General features: G+C 40.5%; 18 protein-coding genes. All 18 read left to right on the top strand.

Features of this window, described 5'->3' with window-relative positions:
• Positions 1-229: 229 nt before the first annotated feature.
• The 18 genes from cysK to I7804_RS16200 all read left to right on the top strand — a co-directional run bounded on the left by cysK (position 230) and on the right by I7804_RS16200 (position 18,059).
• Positions 230-1,168, top strand: a complete 939-nt coding sequence (gene cysK, locus I7804_RS16285; RefSeq protein ID WP_248404190.1) for a cysteine synthase A — start codon at positions 230-232, stop codon at positions 1,166-1,168.
• 154 nt (positions 1,169-1,322) lie between these two features.
• Positions 1,323-2,348, top strand: coding sequence for a methionine ABC transporter ATP-binding protein (locus I7804_RS16280; protein WP_248404189.1), 1,026 nt, complete (start codon positions 1,323-1,325; stop codon positions 2,346-2,348).
• Positions 2,348-3,025, top strand: a complete 678-nt coding sequence (locus I7804_RS16275; protein ID WP_248404188.1) for a methionine ABC transporter permease — start codon at positions 2,348-2,350, stop codon at positions 3,023-3,025. Before I7804_RS16280 ends, I7804_RS16275 begins: the two co-directional genes overlap by 1 nt.
• Before the next feature lie 171 nt (positions 3,026-3,196).
• Entirely contained in the window at positions 3,197-4,084 is an 888-nt protein-coding gene (locus tag I7804_RS16270) for a MetQ/NlpA family ABC transporter substrate-binding protein (protein ID WP_022753464.1), read from the top strand.
• A 142-nt stretch (positions 4,085-4,226) separates the two neighbouring features.
• Entirely contained in the window at positions 4,227-5,558 is a 1,332-nt protein-coding gene (gene glnA / locus I7804_RS16265) for a type I glutamate--ammonia ligase (protein WP_248404187.1), read from the top strand.
• 3 nt (positions 5,559-5,561) lie between these two features.
• A complete protein-coding gene (locus tag I7804_RS16260; RefSeq protein ID WP_022753466.1) occupies positions 5,562-6,116 on the top strand; it encodes an ANTAR domain-containing response regulator in 555 nt (184 codons plus the stop codon).
• A 304-nt stretch (positions 6,117-6,420) separates the two neighbouring features.
• Entirely contained in the window at positions 6,421-7,338 is a 918-nt protein-coding gene (gene pyrF / locus I7804_RS16255) for an orotidine-5'-phosphate decarboxylase (protein ID WP_248404186.1), read from the top strand.
• 54 nt (positions 7,339-7,392) lie between these two features.
• Positions 7,393-8,079, top strand: coding sequence for an orotate phosphoribosyltransferase (pyrE, locus tag I7804_RS16250; RefSeq protein ID WP_022753468.1), 687 nt, complete (start codon positions 7,393-7,395; stop codon positions 8,077-8,079).
• A 67-nt stretch (positions 8,080-8,146) separates the two neighbouring features.
• Complete coding sequence (locus I7804_RS16245) at positions 8,147-8,299, top strand: hypothetical protein (protein WP_248404185.1); 153 nt, start codon at positions 8,147-8,149, stop codon at positions 8,297-8,299.
• Positions 8,296-8,760 carry a DUF6142 family protein gene (locus tag I7804_RS16240; RefSeq protein ID WP_051199696.1) on the top strand — a complete coding sequence of 155 codons (465 nt, stop codon included), beginning with the start codon at positions 8,296-8,298 and terminating at the stop codon, positions 8,758-8,760. Before I7804_RS16245 ends, I7804_RS16240 begins: the two co-directional genes overlap by 4 nt.
• 27 nt (positions 8,761-8,787) lie before the next feature.
• A complete protein-coding gene (purE, locus tag I7804_RS16235) occupies positions 8,788-9,294 on the top strand; it encodes a 5-(carboxyamino)imidazole ribonucleotide mutase (protein ID WP_248404184.1) in 507 nt (168 codons plus the stop codon).
• A gap of 109 nt (positions 9,295-9,403) precedes the next feature.
• Entirely contained in the window at positions 9,404-10,429 is a 1,026-nt protein-coding gene (gene purM / locus I7804_RS16230; RefSeq protein ID WP_110074274.1) for a phosphoribosylformylglycinamidine cyclo-ligase, read from the top strand.
• On the top strand, positions 10,423-11,067 hold the full coding sequence (gene purN / locus I7804_RS16225) for a phosphoribosylglycinamide formyltransferase (RefSeq protein WP_248404183.1): 645 nt from the start codon (positions 10,423-10,425) through the stop codon (positions 11,065-11,067). The genes purM and purN overlap by 7 nt, the downstream gene beginning before the upstream one ends.
• Positions 11,068-11,244: 177 nt before the next feature.
• Positions 11,245-12,522: a phosphoribosylamine--glycine ligase gene (gene purD, locus I7804_RS16220; protein ID WP_022753474.1), complete on the top strand. Its 1,278-nt coding sequence runs from the start codon at positions 11,245-11,247 to the stop codon at positions 12,520-12,522.
• A 46-nt stretch (positions 12,523-12,568) separates the two neighbouring features.
• Positions 12,569-14,011 carry an SH3 domain-containing protein gene (locus I7804_RS16215; RefSeq protein WP_248404182.1) on the top strand — a complete coding sequence of 481 codons (1,443 nt, stop codon included), beginning with the start codon at positions 12,569-12,571 and terminating at the stop codon, positions 14,009-14,011.
• A 419-nt stretch (positions 14,012-14,430) separates the two neighbouring features.
• A complete protein-coding gene (locus I7804_RS16210; protein WP_027205356.1) occupies positions 14,431-14,805 on the top strand; it encodes a GntR family transcriptional regulator in 375 nt (124 codons plus the stop codon).
• A 120-nt stretch (positions 14,806-14,925) separates the two neighbouring features.
• A complete protein-coding gene (locus I7804_RS16205; RefSeq protein WP_248404181.1) occupies positions 14,926-17,505 on the top strand; it encodes an ATP-dependent Clp protease ATP-binding subunit in 2,580 nt (859 codons plus the stop codon).
• Between the two features lie 143 nt (positions 17,506-17,648).
• Positions 17,649-18,059 carry a hypothetical protein gene (locus I7804_RS16200; protein ID WP_027205354.1) on the top strand — a complete coding sequence of 137 codons (411 nt, stop codon included), beginning with the start codon at positions 17,649-17,651 and terminating at the stop codon, positions 18,057-18,059.
• Positions 18,060-18,101 lie beyond the last annotated feature (42 nt).

Genomic DNA, 18,101 nt, shown 5'->3' with positions numbered 1-18,101 from the left:
GTTAAGGCTTGACTTTTGCAAATCTTTATGAAGAACGAATAACATCGGTATAAGATGCTGAAAAATACAGGAAGATTGCGGGAATAATTCAGAAATGAAAAAATAGTTAAAAACAGTATTGACATCAAAGGAAGGGAAGAGTATTATTTTTTATAATCCTACTGAAAAAGTATGAATAGTATGAAAACAAAAATATTAAATAAATGACGGTCGAAGGGAGAATAGTATTATGGCTAACATCAAGAAATCTGCAACAGAACTTATAGGACACACACCTCTTCTTGAGCTTGTTAATTATCAGAACAGCGAGAATATCAAGGATGCAAAGATCATTGCAAAACTTGAATATCTCAATCCTGCAGGAAGCGTGAAAGATCGTGTAGCATATGCTATGATAGTAGATGCTGAAAAAAGCGGTAAGATCAAACCCGGGGCAACTATCATCGAACCTACATCAGGTAATACCGGTATCGGTATTGCTTCTGTAGCAGCAGCAAGGGGATACAGAGCTATCCTTACACTTCCGGATACAATGAGTGTAGAAAGACGTACTATCCTTCAGGCATATGGCGCTGAGCTTGTACTTACAGATGGCGTTCAGGGTATGAAGGGTGCTATCGCTAAGGCTGAGGAACTTCACAAGGAGATTCCGAATTCTATTATCCTTGCTCAGTTTGATAATCCGGCCAATGCTACAGCTCATAGAACTACTACAGGACCTGAGATCTGGGAAGATACAGACGGACAGGTTGATTATTTTGTAGCAGGTGTTGGTACAGGTGGAACACTTACAGGTGTTGGTGAGTTCTTAAAGAGCAAGAATCCTGATATCAAGATCATTGCTGTTGAGCCTGATACATCAGCTGTTCTTTCAGGTGAGAAGCCCGGACCTCACAAGATCCAGGGTATCGGAGCAGGCTTTGTTCCTTCTGTTCTTAATACAGAGATCTATGATGAGATAATCAGAGTACCTAATGAGAACGCTTTCGAAACAGGCAGAGCTTTTGCTAAAACAGAAGGTATCATGGTAGGTATTTCTTCAGGTGCGGCTTTATGGGCAGCACAGCAGGTTGCATCAAGACCTGAAGCTAAAGGTAAGAACATCGTGGTTCTTCTTCCTGATTCAGGAGACAGATACCTTTCTACACCTCTTTTTGCAGCAAAATAATTCAAGAGATATGATTCGTTATAGCCTCATGACGTGAGTAAAACGAGCGGCTGATGGTTCGGATTGATGGAGCCTTAGACATTAATTCGGGTTTTAAAATGGATCATTTTAAAACTGATCTCTTGAAAAATAATAGATAGGGATGGAATGAATTATGTCAGAATCTTTAATACAGGTCTTGAATGTCAGTAAGACATTTAAGACCAAGGAAGGCTCCGTAGAAGCTTTAAAGAATATAAGCCTTAATATTGAAAAAGGTGATATATTCGGAATCATTGGCATGAGCGGTGCGGGCAAGTCTACACTTGTCAGATGCCTTAATTTTCTGGAGAAGCCTACCGATGGTGATGTCGTTATTGATGGTAAGAGTCTTGGAGGTATGACTGAGAAAGAGCTTCGAAAGCAGAGAACGGACGTAGCTATGATATTCCAGCACTTCAATCTTCTAATGCAGAGTACAGTGCTTGATAATGTCCTTTTTCCTATGCGAATCAATAAAAAGCCTAACAAGAAAAAGGCTATGGAGCTTCTTAAAGAAGTCGGACTTGAAGATAAGGCATCAGCTTATCCGGCGCAGCTTTCCGGTGGTCAGCAGCAAAGAGTTGCTATTGCAAGAGCTCTTGCTAATGATCCGAGGATTCTTTTGTGTGACGAAGCAACAAGTGCGCTTGACCCCAAAACTACGGGTGAGGTGCTGAATCTTCTTAAGAAGATAAATGAAACTCATGGCATTACTATAGTGATCATCACTCACTCAATGTCTGTAGTTCAGGAGATCTGCAACAGAGTAGCAATTATTGACAAGGGACGTGTTGCTGAAGTTGGAGATGTATTAGAAGTATTTAGTAATCCGCAGTCAGAGGCTGCTATGAGACTTGTGCTTTCATCAGGCAATGGTGAGATACCGGAGATGAAAGGCGAGCACCTTGTCAGAATAGTATTTACAGAGAACTCCTCATATGAACCTGTTGTAGCTAACATGGTCTTGAAATTCTCATCACCTGTTAATATTATGTTCACCAATACAAGAGATATAGGCGGAATTGCACAGGGACAGATGGTTTTACAGCTTCCGGATGATGAATCTTTAAGGAATCAGATGATTCAGTATCTCAAAGACAGGAAGCTTGAAGTACAGGAACTGTCTTCTATGAAAGAATTTGAGGAGGCTTTGAATTGATGAGTATTGTAGATTTTTGGAATGAGTATGGTAATCTCCTTTTACAAAATACCGGAGTTACCTTATATATGGTATTTGTATCAACTGTTTTTGCCTATCTTATAGGAGTGCCTATAGGTATAGGTCTTGTGATCACATCAGATAACGGACTTAGACCTAATAAGATAATATATGGAATTCTTGATTTTGTAGTTAATATAGTAAGAAGTATTCCGTTCCTTATCCTGCTTATCCTCATAATGCCTATTACTAAAATGATGGTAGGTAAGACCTGGGGTGCGGAAGCTACTATAGTACCTCTTGTATTTGCAGCAGCTCCATTTATCGCAAGAATGGTTGAGTCTTCTCTTATGGAAGTTGATCATGGAGTTATAGAGGCGGCTCAGAGTATGGGAGCTTCAAACTGGACTATAGTATGGAAAGTAATGGTATCTGAAGCCAGATCTTCTCTGATAGTAGGAGCAACTATAGCACTTGCAACTATACTGGGGTATTCTGCTATGGCAGGATCTGTAGGTGGCGGAGGACTTGGTGACGTAGCTATCCAGTACGGTTATTACAGATATCAGACGGGCGTTATGATCATTACAGTAGTACTTCTTGTAGTAATGGTTCAGGTAATGCAGGGATTTGGCATGTGGCTTAGTAAGCTTCTCGACAAGAGGATCACTAAGTAAAAAGATTGAAAATGTTCCGTTTTCAGAAATTCTATAAAATGAACTGTCAGTAATATATCGTTTTTAGAAAGTATATACAGATTTATGGATTTTTAGTATATACTTTTTGAATAGATTGATACACTTTAAGTATCTGAGGAGAAAAATCTATCATACGAGGAGGACTTTATTATGAAAAAGAAACTGTTTGCAACCCTTTTAACATCAGTACTTGCAGTATCTGCAATCACAGGATGCAGCAAGGATGCATCTAATTCAGAGCCTACTGAGAATACTCAGAATACAGAAGATGCTGCCAAGGAAGGTGACGGCGATCTTGAAGTTATAACTGTAGCAGCTACAGCCGTACCTCATGCTGAGATCCTTGAAAGTGAAGTCGTAACCAGCGCTCTTGCAGCTAAGGGATACAAGGTTGAAGTTACTGTATTTGAAGACTATGTTCAGCCTAATAATGTTGTAGATGCGGGCGAATTTGATGCCAACTACTTCCAGCACATTACATATCTTAATGATTTCAATGACCAGAACGGAACATCACTTGTAAATGCAGGCGGGATCCACTATGAGCCATTTGGAATCTATGGCGGAACCAAGAAGAGCCTTGATGAGATCGCTGACGGAGATACAATCGCTATTCCTAATGATACAACTAACGAGGCAAGAGCACTTCTCCTTCTTGAAGCAAATGAACTTATCAAGCTTGAAGATGGAGTAGGCCTTACAGCTACTGTCAACAATATTGCAGAGAATCCTTATAACCTCAAGATCGTTGAGGTAGAGGCTGCGCAGGTTCCTCATCAGATCGACAGCGTAAGCTATGCAGTCATGAATGGTAACTATGCTATGGAAGCAGGATTTACTGTAGCTACAGATGCTCTTGCATATGAGTCACAGGATTCAGAAGCTGCTGAGAAATATGTTAACGTTATCGCAGTTAAGGAAGGCAATGAATCAAACCCTGGAATCGTAGCACTTGTAGAAGTTCTTAAGTCTGATGAAGTTAAGGCATGGATCGAAGAACAGTATGAAGGTTCAGTAGTTCCTTACGAAGGAAAATAATAATTATTTAAAAAACATACTTGATATTATTGCAGTAAATAGGTATAGTATCATAATATAAAGGCAAGGGCGCCGATGTTTATTCGTGCTCCTTGCCTTTTTTGTTATTAATATCTGTAAACGGTCAGAAAGGAAAGAAGAAATGACTAAGTATACCAGAGAAGATATTTTTCGAATTGTAGAAGATGAGGATGTGGCTTTTATAAGACTGCAGTTCTGTGATATATTTGGCAATCCAAAAAATATTGCGATCACACCTTCGCAGCTTGAAGTGGCTCTTGACAGAGAACTTACATTTGACGGTTCTGCTGTAGAAGGATTTGTTCGCAAAAATGAAAGTGAGATGTATCTGTATCCGGATCTTGACTCTTTTGAAATATATCCCTGGAGACCACAGTCAGGCAAAGTTGCCAGAATGTTCTGCGATGTATACACACTTGACAGAAAGCCTTTCGAGGGAGATCCTCGCAATATCTTAAGACGTGTTCTTCAAAAGGCTGAAGATATGGGGATAACTTTTAAAGTTAATCCCGAGATAGAATTCTTCCTTTTTGGATGTGATGATTCAGGCAATCCTGTTCCTGAAACAAAGGAGACTGCAGGATATTTTGATGTGGCTCCTGCCGATATGGGGGAGAATGTAAGACGTGATATCATTCTCAACCTGGAAGATATGAATTTTAATATTCTTTCATCACATCATGAGATCGCTCCTGCACAGCATGAGATAGATTTTGAAAATGATGAAGCAGGTCGTATCGCAGATATGATACAGACTTTTAAGATGGCTGTTAAGACTATAGCCAAGAAACATGGATATTATGCTACATTTATGCCAAAGCCTTTAGAAGGTGTCAACGGCTCCGGAATGCATATTAGCTTTTCTGCTTTTGATAAGGATGGTACTAATATCTTCACAGACAGCAGTGATGAACTTGGCCTTTCTAAAAAGGCATATTCATTTATTGCAGGTCTTCTGGATCATATGGAAGGCATAAGCCTTGTTACCAATCCTTTGATCAACTCATATAAGCGTCTTGTTCCGGGCTATGATGCACCGGTTAATATGACTTGGACAGCTTCAAGTGCCAATCGTACTTCGCTTATAAGAATTCCTTATAAGAGAGGCAACAAGACCAGAATTGAGCTTAGAAATCCGGACGCAACCTGTAATCCTTATCTTGCACTTGCTCTTTGCATAGCAGCTGGTCTTGACGGTATCGAAGAAGAAATGCTTCCGCCCAAGCAGCTTTCTATGCAGCAAGCTGATGATAATGAGAATGCAGAACGTTTTGATACGCTTCCTCAGACCCTCGGGCAGGCTATTACAGCTTTTACCAAAGATCCGCTTGTTAAAAAAGTCCTTGGAGATGATGTATATGCTAAGTTCCTTGAAGCAAAGGAAAGTGAGTGGAAGAGATTTAGAAGTTGTGTAACACAGTGGGAAATGAAAGAATATCTTGGGAAATACTGATATATGGCCAATGTTGTTGTTGCATTTGCTAAGGATACAGATGCACTGAATTTTAAAAACATATTGGTACGAAGAGGCTTTAATGTAGCAGCTGTATGTAATTCCGGAGCACAGGCTCTATCGGCGATGGAAGATCTTGGCAATGGTGTTATAGTCTGCGGATACAGACTAGGTGACATGATATGCCAAGAGCTTGCCGAGGATCTTCCCTCTTATTTTCAGATGCTGCTTATTGCTTCTCCTGCCAAGCTTGAATCGATAGATCTTCCGGACAATGTGATATCGCTTCAGACTCCCTTACAGACGGATACTTTGATCTCGACTCTTAATATGATGCTTGACGGTGTCAGTAAAAAGAGACGAAAAGCCAGAGATGGTGCAAAGAATAAACGCTCTGACAAAGAGCTTGAAACTATTAAGAAAGCCAAAGAGCTTCTTATGGACAGACATCATATGACTGAACCGGAAGCACATCATTATCTACAGAAGTGTTCCATGGATTCGGGAACAGGTATTGTAGAAGCAGCAGAGATGATCATTTCTCTTAATAGTATATGAAAACTGTGTTGTTTTGTTTCGTACATAGAAATACATCCCTGTATTTCTAAGCATGTACTAGATACATCCTTGTATCCGTACATAGAAATACATCCATGTATTTCTGGACATGTACTAGATACATCCGTGTATCTCAAAGCAATGCAGTTTTTTTTGAGCCTCAAAATATTTATTTGACCCTTTGTTCAAAAAATATTAGGGATTTGCAAACAAATAGTGTGACATTTAGAAATTCTATGATATTATATAAACTGTTTAAGGTCATGTACCTTGTTTAAAACTTAGAAAAAAGAGGATAGTATTCATGATTCAGAAGCTGATATCAGCTATTCAAAGGACAGATGCTCCTATCGTAGTGGGACTGGATCCGAAGCTTTCGATGATTCCGGATCGCATCAAAAACAGATCGTTCGAAGAGTTCGGACAGACACCTGAAGGCGCAGCAGATGCCCTTTGGCAGTTCAATAAGGAACTTATTGATAATATTTATGATGTGATACCTGCTGTTAAGCCGCAGATCGCTATGTATGAGCAGCTTGGTATTGAAGGTCTTATTGCTTTTAAAAAGACCGTTGATTATTGCCATGACAAAGGACTGATCGTCATAGGTGATATTAAAAGAGGCGATATTGGCTCTACTTCAGAGTCCTACGCTATCGGACATTTAGGTAGTGTTACAATTGGTTCTAACAAGTATTCCGGTTTTAATGAAGATTTCGCAACTGTCAACCCTTATTTGGGCAGCGACGGTGTTAAGCCATTTATTGATGTTTGTAATTCTGAAGACAAGGGAATCTTTGTCCTTGTCAAGACATCTAATCCTTCAAGTGGTGAATTCCAAGATAGAATAATAGACGGTAAGCCTTTATATGAGCATGTAGGTGCCAAAGTCGAAGAGTGGGGCATGGGTTCCATGGAAGGTGACTATTCAAATGTTGGAGCAGTAGTTGGTGCTACATATCCTGAAATGGGTGCTAAGCTTCGCAGTATCATGCCACATGCATTTATCCTGGTTCCCGGATATGGAGCTCAGGGCGGTAAGGGAAGCGATCTTAAGGGATTCTTCAATAAAGACGGTCTTGGTGCGATTGTTAACTCTTCAAGAGGAATAATCGCTGCATGGCAGAACGAGAAGTATTCGAAATTTGGCGACAATGTCGGAGAAGCTGCAAGACAAGCTGTATTTGACATGAAGGAAGACATTAACGGCGCTATCAGATAAAATCATAATATACCGCTATAAGCGGAATAAATAAAAAAACAGAGGATGGATTACATGGAAAAGTACAAGGAAGAGTTTATAAATTTCATGGTGGACAGTAATGTCCTGAAATTTGGAGATTTTACACTTAAGAGTGGAAGAAAGTCTCCGTTCTTCATGAATGCAGGAGCATACGTTACAGGAACTCAGCTTAGAAAGCTTGGTGAGTTCTATGCAAGAGCCATTCATGAAACTTTTGGCCTTGAGTTTGATATTTTGTTCGGACCTGCTTATAAGGGAATCCCGCTTGCAGTATCAACATGCGCTGCTATAAGCCAGCTTTATGGAAGAGATATCAAATATTGTTCCAATCGTAAAGAGATCAAAGATCACGGTGATAAGGGAATCCTTCTTGGAAGTAAGATCAAGAACGGAGACAGAGTCCTTATCATTGAAGATGTTACAACATCAGGTAAGTCAATCGAAGAGACTTATCCGATAATCCAGGCTCAGGCAGATGATGTAGATGTAGTAGGTCTTATGGTATCCCTTAACCGTCAGGAGAAGGGACTTGAATCAGATATGTCTGCACTTGACGAAATTCATGAAAAGTATGGTTTTGGTACACATGCAATCGTAACTATGTCAGATGTAGTAGAGTATCTTTACAATAAGCCGATTGATGGCGAAGTGATACTGAACAAAGAGATCAAGAAGAAGATCGATGAGTACTATAAAGAATATGGCGCTGTTAAGGCTTGAATATAAGGAATCACAGTCGTCTTTAAAACTCATTGTTATGTAAATAATAATGTAGGAGGTTTTATACATGGAAGAAAAGACATACAAGCTCATGGGAGGCACGGGAGCTATCAATATCACTTTTGGTATTGTTGCTATCATATCGGGAATAGCTGCAGGAGTTCTGCTTATAGTAAGTGGAGCAAAACTCCTTAGCGGACGTAAGAAGATTTTGTTTTGAAGAATAATAGGATACAGCCGTGGGGTCAAAGACCATGGGAGAAAAATCCTTGGGGGATCAATCCATGGGAGAAGGATACCGAAGAGACCTATCACGCACATAAGAACAAAAAGAAAAAGAAAAAGCACTTCCGTCTTAGAACACTTATCTTTAAAAGACGTTATATCTTTACAGATAATGTGCATCCAAGGAAGGGTATCCTGTCTTTTATACTGGGTGTCATTGCTGCCGTCGCGCTTATCATGTGCGTGAAGGCTGCTTTTGATGCCGGCGGAGTGGCCAATATCAAGTACGGCGTAGCAACGCTTCTTGCATTTGGATATAGTATTGCCGGACTTGTACTTGGCATTCTTGCATTGAAGCAAAAAAAGATTTTCAAAATTTTCCCGGGTCTGGGAATCATCATTAATACTCTAAATATACTGACAGTAATATTTCTGACAGTAATGGGATCTATATAAGAATAATATTTTTAAGGAGCAGTACAGATGGCACAGGTTGGAATTGTAATGGGATCGGATTCTGATATGCCGGTCATGGCTAAAGCAGCGGATATTTTGGAGCAGCTCGGTATTACTTATGAGATGCATATCATATCTGCACACAGAGAACCTCAGGAGTTTTTTGATTATGCAAACAGCGCTGAGGAGAAGGGATATAAGGTTATCATAGCCGGTGCTGGTATGGCAGCTCATCTTCCGGGTATGTGTGCGGCTATTTTTCCGCTTCCTGTAATTGGAATCCCTATGCATACAACATCTCTTGGCGGACGTGATTCGCTCTACTCTATCGTTCAGATGCCAACAGGCATTCCGGTAGCTACAGTTGCAATAAACGGAGGCACCAATGCAGGAATCCTTGCAGCTAAGATACTTGCTACAAGTGATCCTGAGCTTCTTAAGAAGTTAAAAGAATACTCAGCTTCTTTGAAAGAAAGCGTTGTAGCCAAAGACGAGAAACTTTCTAAGGTTGGATACAAGAATTATTCTAATTGATCTGATCAATGGGTGATAATTATTATGATGTAAGGTTCAAATAGTTCTTTTGACACCTGCTTCATTATTATTTATAAAAGGTATATTTTAGGAGGAACAAGAAGTGGCACTGAATTACAAGAATGCAGGCGTAGACATTGAGGCTGGATATGAGTCTGTAGAGTTAATGAAAAAGTATGTTAAGCAGACAACACGTCCTGAGGTTATGGGAGGCATCGGAGGATTCTCCGGAGCATTTGATCTTTCTGCTATCAAGAACATGGAGGATCCGGTTCTTCTGTCAGGTACAGATGGCGTTGGTACTAAGATCAAGTTAGCATTCCTTTTGGATAAACATGATACTGTTGGTATAGATTGTGTTGCCATGTGCGTAAATGATGTTGCCTGTGCAGGCGGCGAGCCACTCTTTTTCCTGGATTATATTGCTTGCGGTAAGAACTATCCTGAAAAGATCGCTACAATAGTTAAGGGCGTTGCAGAGGGATGCAAATTATCTGATTGCGCCCTTGTAGGTGGTGAGACAGCTGAGCACCCGGGTCTTATGCCTGAAGATGAGTATGATCTTGCAGGATTCTCAGTAGGTGTTTGTGAGAAGAAGGATCTTATAGACGGAAGTACTATTAAGGCCGGTGATGTTCTTATTGGAGTTGCTTCCAGCGGCGTTCATTCTAATGGATTCTCACTTGTCCGTAAGATATTCGATATGACCAAGGAAAGCCTAGGTACTTATTATGATGAACTTGGCAAGACTCTTGGCGAAGCTCTTATCGAACCTACACGTATCTATGTCCACATGATGAAATCTGTCAAGAATGCAGGCGTTAAAGTTAAGGGCTGCAGTCATATTACAGGTGGCGGATTCTATGAGAACGTTCCTCGTATGCTTCCTGAAGGTAAGAGAGCAGTCATTGAGAAAAACAGCTATGAGGTTCCTGCTATTTTCAAGCTTATGCAGAAAAAGGGTCAGATTGATGATCAGATGATGTACAACACATATAATATGGGTCTTGGAATGGTTCTTTGTGTTGATCCTGCGGATGTAGATAAGACTCTTGAAGCTGTTAAGGCATCAGGTGAAACACCTTATGTTGTCGGCAAGATCGAAGATGGTGAAAAGGGTGTTACATTATGCTAAAAATTGCAGTATGTGTATCAGGCGGAGGAACAAATCTTCAAGCCATAATTGATGGTATAGAATCAGGGATAATAAAGGATACACAGATCGTATTAGTGTTCTCCAATAATCCCAATGCCTATGCTCTTGAAAGAGCAAAAAAAGCAGGAATTAAAGCTGTATGCAAATCTCCCAAGGAGTATCCTTCAAGGGATGATTTCAACAAGGACTTTCTTGCTACACTTAAAGAGGCAGAGCCTGATCTTGTTGTACTTGCAGGCTGCATGGTTGTTATACCAAAAGAAATAGTAAGAGCATTCCCTAACAGGATCATCAATATCCATCCTGCTCTTATCCCATCTTTCTGCGGACAGGGCTATTATGGACTTCATGTACACGAGAAGGTTCTGGAAAGAGGAGTAAGAGTTACTGGTGCGACAGTTCATTTCGTGGATGAAGGAACTGATACAGGTCCTATCATCTTGCAGAAGCCTGTAATGGTAGAACAGGGGGATACACCTGAAGTTCTCCAAAGGCGTGTAATGGAGCAGGCAGAATGGAAGATCATGCCTATGGCTATTAATCTTATCGCTCAAGGCAAGATCAAAGTTGAAGATCGCAAGGTGATCATAGATGAATATGATCCTATGGGATTATGATATTTAATTTATTAAAGATATATAATGATGCAGGTGTCAAAGATAGTGTTTGACACCTGCGTCATATGATACAAAATAGCATAAAATGTGATGTTTAGTGCATTAATAGCACGAATTGGCATTGTAATATGCCAAGATCACGGATATAATTGATTTGAGCAATCGGAGGAGATTCTAATGAAAGTCCTGGTAGTCGGTGGGGGCGGCCGCGAACATGCGATGGTCGAGGCAATTTCCAGAAGCAAACATGTTGATAAGATTTATTGTGCACCTGGTAATGCAGGTATTGCAAAACTTGCAGAGTGCGTTCCTTTTGGAGTTATGGAGTTTGACAAGATTGGAGAATTTGCCAAGGATAATGGTGTAGATCTTGTTGTATGCAGTCAGGACGATCCGCTTTGCGCAGGTATTGTAGATGCCCTTGAAGAAAAGGGACTTAGAGTATTCGGCACAAGGAAGAATGCGGCTATTATTGAAGGCAGTAAAGCTTTTTCCAAAGATCTTATGAAGAAGTATGGTATCCCTACAGCTTCTTATGAGACATTTACTGATGCCGACAAGGCAAAAGAATATCTTAGAACTAATGCAAAATTCCCTATTGTACTTAAAGCAGACGGACTTGCGCTTGGTAAGGGTGTTCTTATATGCCAGAGTCTTGAAGATGCTATATCAGGCGTTGATGAGATAATGCTTGATAAGAAGTTCGGAAGCGCCGGCAATGAGATGGTCATCGAAGAATTCATGACAGGAAGAGAAGTATCTGTTCTTGCATTTGTTGATGGAAAACATTACAAGCTTATGAGCTCTTCTCAGGATCATAAGAGAGCCGGAGACGGAGATACCGGTCTTAATACAGGCGGAATGGGAACATTCTCTCCAAGTCCTTTTTACACAGATGAGATCAATAAGATCGCTTGCGAAACTATATATCAGAAGACAGTTGATGCTATGGCGGCAGAAGGAAGAGAATTCAAAGGCGTTTTGTATTTTGGCCTTATGATGACTTCAGAAGGACCAAAGGTCGTAGAGTACAATACAAGATTTGGCGATCCTGAAACTCAGGTTGTACTTCCTCGTATGAAAACTGATATAATAGATGTCATGAATGCTGTAATAGATGGCACTCTTGACAAGATAGATCTTGAATTTGAAGACAAAGCAGCCGTTTGTGTTGTACTTGCTTCAGAAGGATATCCTGTCAAATATGAAAAGGGTAAAGTTATTTCAGGACTTGAAGCATTCGATGAGATTGAAGATGGGTACTGCTTCCATGCAGGAACTAAGTTCGATGAACATGGTAATGTTGTAACAAATGGGGGCCGGGTGCTTGGTATTACAGCTAAGGGAAATACACTTAAAGAAGCCAGAGAAAACGCATATAAGCTTACAGAGCTGGTAAGTTTCGATGGTAAATATATGCGTCACGACATCGGTAAGGCACTTGATGAGATCTGAATACTTCTTGGGCCTTATGTATCCGGCAGAAAGAAAGAGGTAAACTATGGAAAAAAATCGTGGGAGAATAACCGCATTGGTAGTTGTGTTTGCAACTATCATTACTCTGGTATTTGGAGGCCGATATATTGCAAGCGCTGAGACTGTAACTTATGCAACAGTTACGGCTTCATCTGCAAAGGTGCGTTCTAATACTGACACTTCTAGTGAAGTAGTAGGAAGTCTTAAGAGCGGAGATCAGGTTCAGATTCTTTCTGAAGTTACAGATGCAAATGGCCAGGTTTGGTACAAGGTCAATGTAGTAGGCGGTACAGGTTATGTAAGAGGAGATCTTGTTACTAAGGGAGAGCCTCAGGAGGTAGATACTACAAATACTACTACAACAACTGAGACTACACCTTCTACAGATGCTAATACTACAACTAATACCGAAACAACCACGGCACAGGATACACAGACAACGGTAGATCTTCCTGATACACAGGTTACAGCTATGGATTCTACATCTGCAACTGTAACAACAAGTAAGGCTAATGTACGTTCAGGCGCCGGTACAGCATATTCTGTAGCAGGAAGTGTTGCAAGCGGAGATGTTGTAACTATAACAGGTACAGCCAATGATTCTGCAGGTAAGCAGTGGTACTATATCACTCTTTCAAATGGCGTTCAGGGCTTTATCCGTGCAGATCTCGTACAGCTTGGTGCTGCTACACCTGCAGATCAGACAGGAGATACAGGTGAACAGACTGATGGCGGCGAGAATACTGAGAACCCGGAGAATCCGGAGAATCCTGATAATACCGAGGGCACAGATACTCAGGAGACTACTGAGCCTGCTCAGGAACAGACCAATACAGGTAATGCTATAGTAGCAACTACATCTAGTGATTCTTATTATGTTTTTATCGATACTGACGGAACATATCAGCTTGTTAAGAATACTGATGGCAGTCCTGTAAAGTACAGCGTTGAAGGCATACTTGCAGCCAACGATTATATCCAGACACATGGAACTCAGAAAGCCTTTGGTCTTCTTGATATAATCCTTATCGTTCTTGTAATAGTCCTTGCAGGAGCTGTTATATTCCTGTTCATCAGACTTAGAAACCTTCTTTATTATGATGATGAAGGCGGCAATTACGAAGATGATAATATGCAGTACGATGAAGAGCCAAGACCACGTAAGGCAGGTTTTTTTGAAAAGCTAAGATCCAAGAAGAATGATGGATATGATGAAGGTTATGAAGATGGCTATCCTGAAGATGGTTATCATGAAGACGGTTATCCGGAGGATGGCTATCCTGAAGACTATCCTGAAGAAGAACCTGCTCCTGATAACGGAAGAGGCTCTGCTGTTAATGGCTCTACAGTAAGACCTGAGAGAGACTCAAGACCGACTCCTCGTAAATCAAGAAATTTTGCAGATGATGATGATTTTGAGTTCGAGTTCCTTGATCTTGACAACGATAATGACGGAAAAAGACGTTGATTATAATAAACGGATTATAATGTTTGACTGTTTTGGTCATCAGAGGGGTTTATCAACAAAACTGTTTGAAATTTCTGGACTTCATATTCAGATTAGTATCTGATAGGTGACATAAGATAAATTCCAAAGACGTTTACTATAGTTTAGAAAACCGGATTGAACAATGACTTTCAATCCGGTTTTTTATACTTTTTTGATTGTTGGAAAAATGGTACCTATCTGAAGTCTTAAGATGGAAGTTCTCAAAATTGGACTGTAAATGGTCTTGTTATATGGATGACATGATCCGATATTTAATAAAAGCTTAATAAAACTTCCAGTCATATTTATTGACACCAATACAGCTACTGTTATACCATTTATATAACAGTGGTTTAGAAACATTAGCCGCTCGCTTTGCTCGCGACATGAGGTTAAATATGACTATAGAAATTGATTTTAACAGTGATGATGCCATATATCTTCAGCTTTGCAATCAGATCATACTAGGTATAGCTACTTCACAGTTTCATGAAGGAGAGCAGCTTCCAAGTGTGAGAACACTTGCAGAAGCAATTGGTATTAATATGCATACGGTCAATAAAGCTTATTCGATATTGCAAAGGGAAGGCTTTGTTAAGATTGACCGTAGAAAAGGTGCTGTGATAGCAGTGGATATAGATAAGCTGCAGGCACTTGAAGAAGCCAAGCAAGGGCTTGAAGTCGTTTTGGCAAGAGCTCTATGCAAGAATATATCAAGAAATGAGATTCATAATCTTATAGATCAGATTTACGATGATTACAGCGGAATCTGATCAGACTACTGAATCATTGTCTTTCGAAATCTACAGTTTGAGCGGATTTCTTAAGATGTATTCAAGAAGTCTTTTTTCTTTTTGATTCAAAAAATAAAGAGCAGGAGGGAATGTAAATATATGAATTCACAGTTTACAGATAAAGCCGAAAACGCGCTTAAAACAGCTCGCAAGGCTTCAAGAAGTCTGAAACTGAACTATGTGGGAACGGAGCATATATTGCTCGGTCTTATCAGAGAAGAAGGAAGTGTCGCATCCAGAATTTTAATAGATAATGGAATAGATGAAAAACGTCTCATGGATCTTGTCAAAGATCTTATAGTCCAGGATGGAAGTGTTACTACTATGGACCGTGACGGTTTTTCACCAAGAGCACAGCAGGTCCTTAATGAAGCTCACCGTCAGGCGGACAGATTCCGTGCGTCCAAGACAGGAACAGAGCATATCCTTCTGGCTCTTATCAAGGATGGCGAGAATGTAGCTGTCAGACTTATCTCTACTCTTAATGTTCCGGTTCAGAAGCTCTATGCAGAGACTCTTGCAGCTATGGGCGAAGATCCTAATCTTGTCAAAGAAGATCTTGGAAAGCGCCAGTCAGGTCGTAAGAAAGGAAGTGCTCTTGCGCAGTACAGCCGTGATCTTACAGCACTTGCAGCTGCAGGTAAGCTCGATCCTGTTATCGGACGTGAGTCTGAGATCAAACGTGTTGTTCAGATTTTGTCCAGAAGGACCAAGAACAATCCGTGTCTGATAGGAGAACCCGGAGTAGGTAAGACTGCAGTTGTTGAAGGTCTTGCGCAGAGTATCGTATCCGGTGATGTTCCGTTTACAGTTCAGAATAAGCGTCTTCTTACTCTTGATTTATCCGGTATGATCGCTGGATCTAAGTATAGAGGCGAGTTCGAGGAACGTATCAAGAAGGTCATCCATGAAGTTGCAGAAGATGGCAATATCATCCTCTTTGTAGATGAGATGCATACACTTATCGGAGCAGGTGGTGCAGAAGGTGCTATTGATGCTTCTAATATTTTAAAGCCATCTCTTGCAAGAGGTGAGATTCAGATAATAGGTGCTACTACTATATCTGAGTATAGGAAATATGTTGAGAAAGATGCTGCATTGGAGCGTCGTTTTCAGCCTGTAACGGTAGAAGAGCCTACGATGGAAGAGACTCTTAATATTTTAAATGGTATACTTTACAAATATGAAGAGCATCACCATGTACGTATTCTTCCTGAAGCTGTTAAGGCTGCTGCAGAACTTTCCAACAGGTATATCAATGATAGAAATCTTCCTGATAAGGCTATTGACCTTATCGATGAAGCTGCATCCGCAGTGAGACTACACTCAATGGGAGATACATCCAAAATGCGTGACCTTGATAGTCAGATCAAGGATCTTGATGATCAGGTTGAGGAAGCTCTTAAGAGTGAAGACTATAGACAGGCAGGAGAGCTTAACAGACAGCAGGCACTTCTTATCAAGAAGTACAACAGGATGAAGGCTGCTAATGAGCGCAAAGAACAGACTGGTTCGATCACTGTTGATGCTAATGATATAGCTGAAGTTGTTGCCCTTTGGACCAAGATCCCTGTTAAGAAGATTGCAGAAAAAGAATCTGAGCGTCTTCTTAAACTTGAATCTACTCTTCATAAGAGAGTAATAGGTCAGGCAGAAGCTGTTCAGGCAGTATCAAAAGCTATAAGAAGAGGACGTGTCGGCCTTCAGGATCCAAATAGACCGATCGGGTCATTCCTCTTCCTTGGACCTACAGGTGTAGGTAAGACAGAGCTTTCCAAGGCTCTTGCAGAAGCTATGTTCGGATCAGAGAACTCTCTTATCCGTGTAGATATGTCCGAATATATGGAACCACATAGTGTGTCCAAGATGATCGGATCACCTCCAGGATATGTAGGATATGATGAAGGCGGTCAGCTTTCTGAGAAAGTAAGAAGAAATCCTTATTCCGTAATCCTTTTTGATGAGATAGAAAAGGCACATCCGGATGTGTTCAATATCCTGCTTCAGGTACTGGATGATGGTCATATTACAGATGCAAAGGGACGTAAAGTAAGCTTCAAGAATACTATCATAATTATGACATCCAATGTTGGTGCCCAGAAGATTGTATCTCCTAAGAGACTTGGCTTTGATACTAAGGTTGATGCCAAGAAAGATTATGAGACAATGAAGAGCGGCGTTATGGATGAAGTTAAGCGTCTGTTCAAACCTGAATTCATCAATAGAATTGATGAGATCATGGTATTCCATCAGCTTTCTAATGAAGAGATGATGCAGATTGTGACACTATTGTCATCCTCTCTTGCAAAGAGATGCAAAGAGCAGCTTAATATTAAGCTTACTATATCATCTGCTGTTAAAAAGCACCTTGTTGACAAGTATTCAGAGCAGAAGATGGGCGCAAGACCGCTTAAGCGTGCTATTCAGACAGTTGTCGAAGATTCGATGGCAGAAGAACTTCTCAAAGGCAATATTAAGCGTGACAGTGAAGTTGTTGTAGGAATTAAAGATGGTACTATTGTCTTTACAAGCAAGGCAGAAAAAGCTGCAAAGGCTGCAAGTAAGGCAAAGTCATCTGCAAACAAGAAGGCTAAAGCAAAGAAAACGCCTGCCAAGAAGACTGCAGAGGCTAAAACTAAAAAGAAGGTCGGAAGACCCAAAAAAGTTGCAACTGTTTAATGTGATTTGATTTTAGAAATGTTTTATTGTTAATCATGGATGTTTAACATATTTTGAATTTTAGTATGGTATAATGGTTATTACCCAAAAGGGATAATGCACTTTGAAAAAAACTTTTTTAACGTACCAATAGGAGGTTCCATATGGCTGTAGTAGAACAGTTGCTGCGGGCAGAAGCTGACGGTACAATCAGCTTTGGTAACTACGAGCTTCCATCTAAGTCGAAGCTTGAAGATTTCAAGCACGGCGGAGATTTGCTCAAGGTCAAGACGTTCAAGGATATCACAAGACTTGAGGCAAATGATATGTTTGTCTACGAATCTGTTCCGGGAACGGCAGTGACTCACTTCAAAGAGACCGAAAAAGGTGTGACATTCATAGTTGAAGGTAACGCAGATGCTCAGATCACATTAGGTATGGAGGACAATACAGAGTACAATGTACTCATAGATGGCTCCAGTGAAGGAAAGATGAAAACTGGTCTTGGCGGTAAGCTGTCAATCAGTGTTGAACTTTCCGGGAAGCCGGTGACAGTAAAGGTCGAAGAAGTTTAAAAATTTAATATTAAGGGCACAGATATACAAAGGAGTATGTCT

It is taken from the genome of Butyrivibrio fibrisolvens (assembly GCF_023206215.1).
GTDB lineage: Bacteria > Bacillota > Clostridia > Lachnospirales > Lachnospiraceae > Butyrivibrio > Butyrivibrio fibrisolvens_C.
This window is presented reverse-complemented; position numbering and strand designations above follow the sequence as displayed.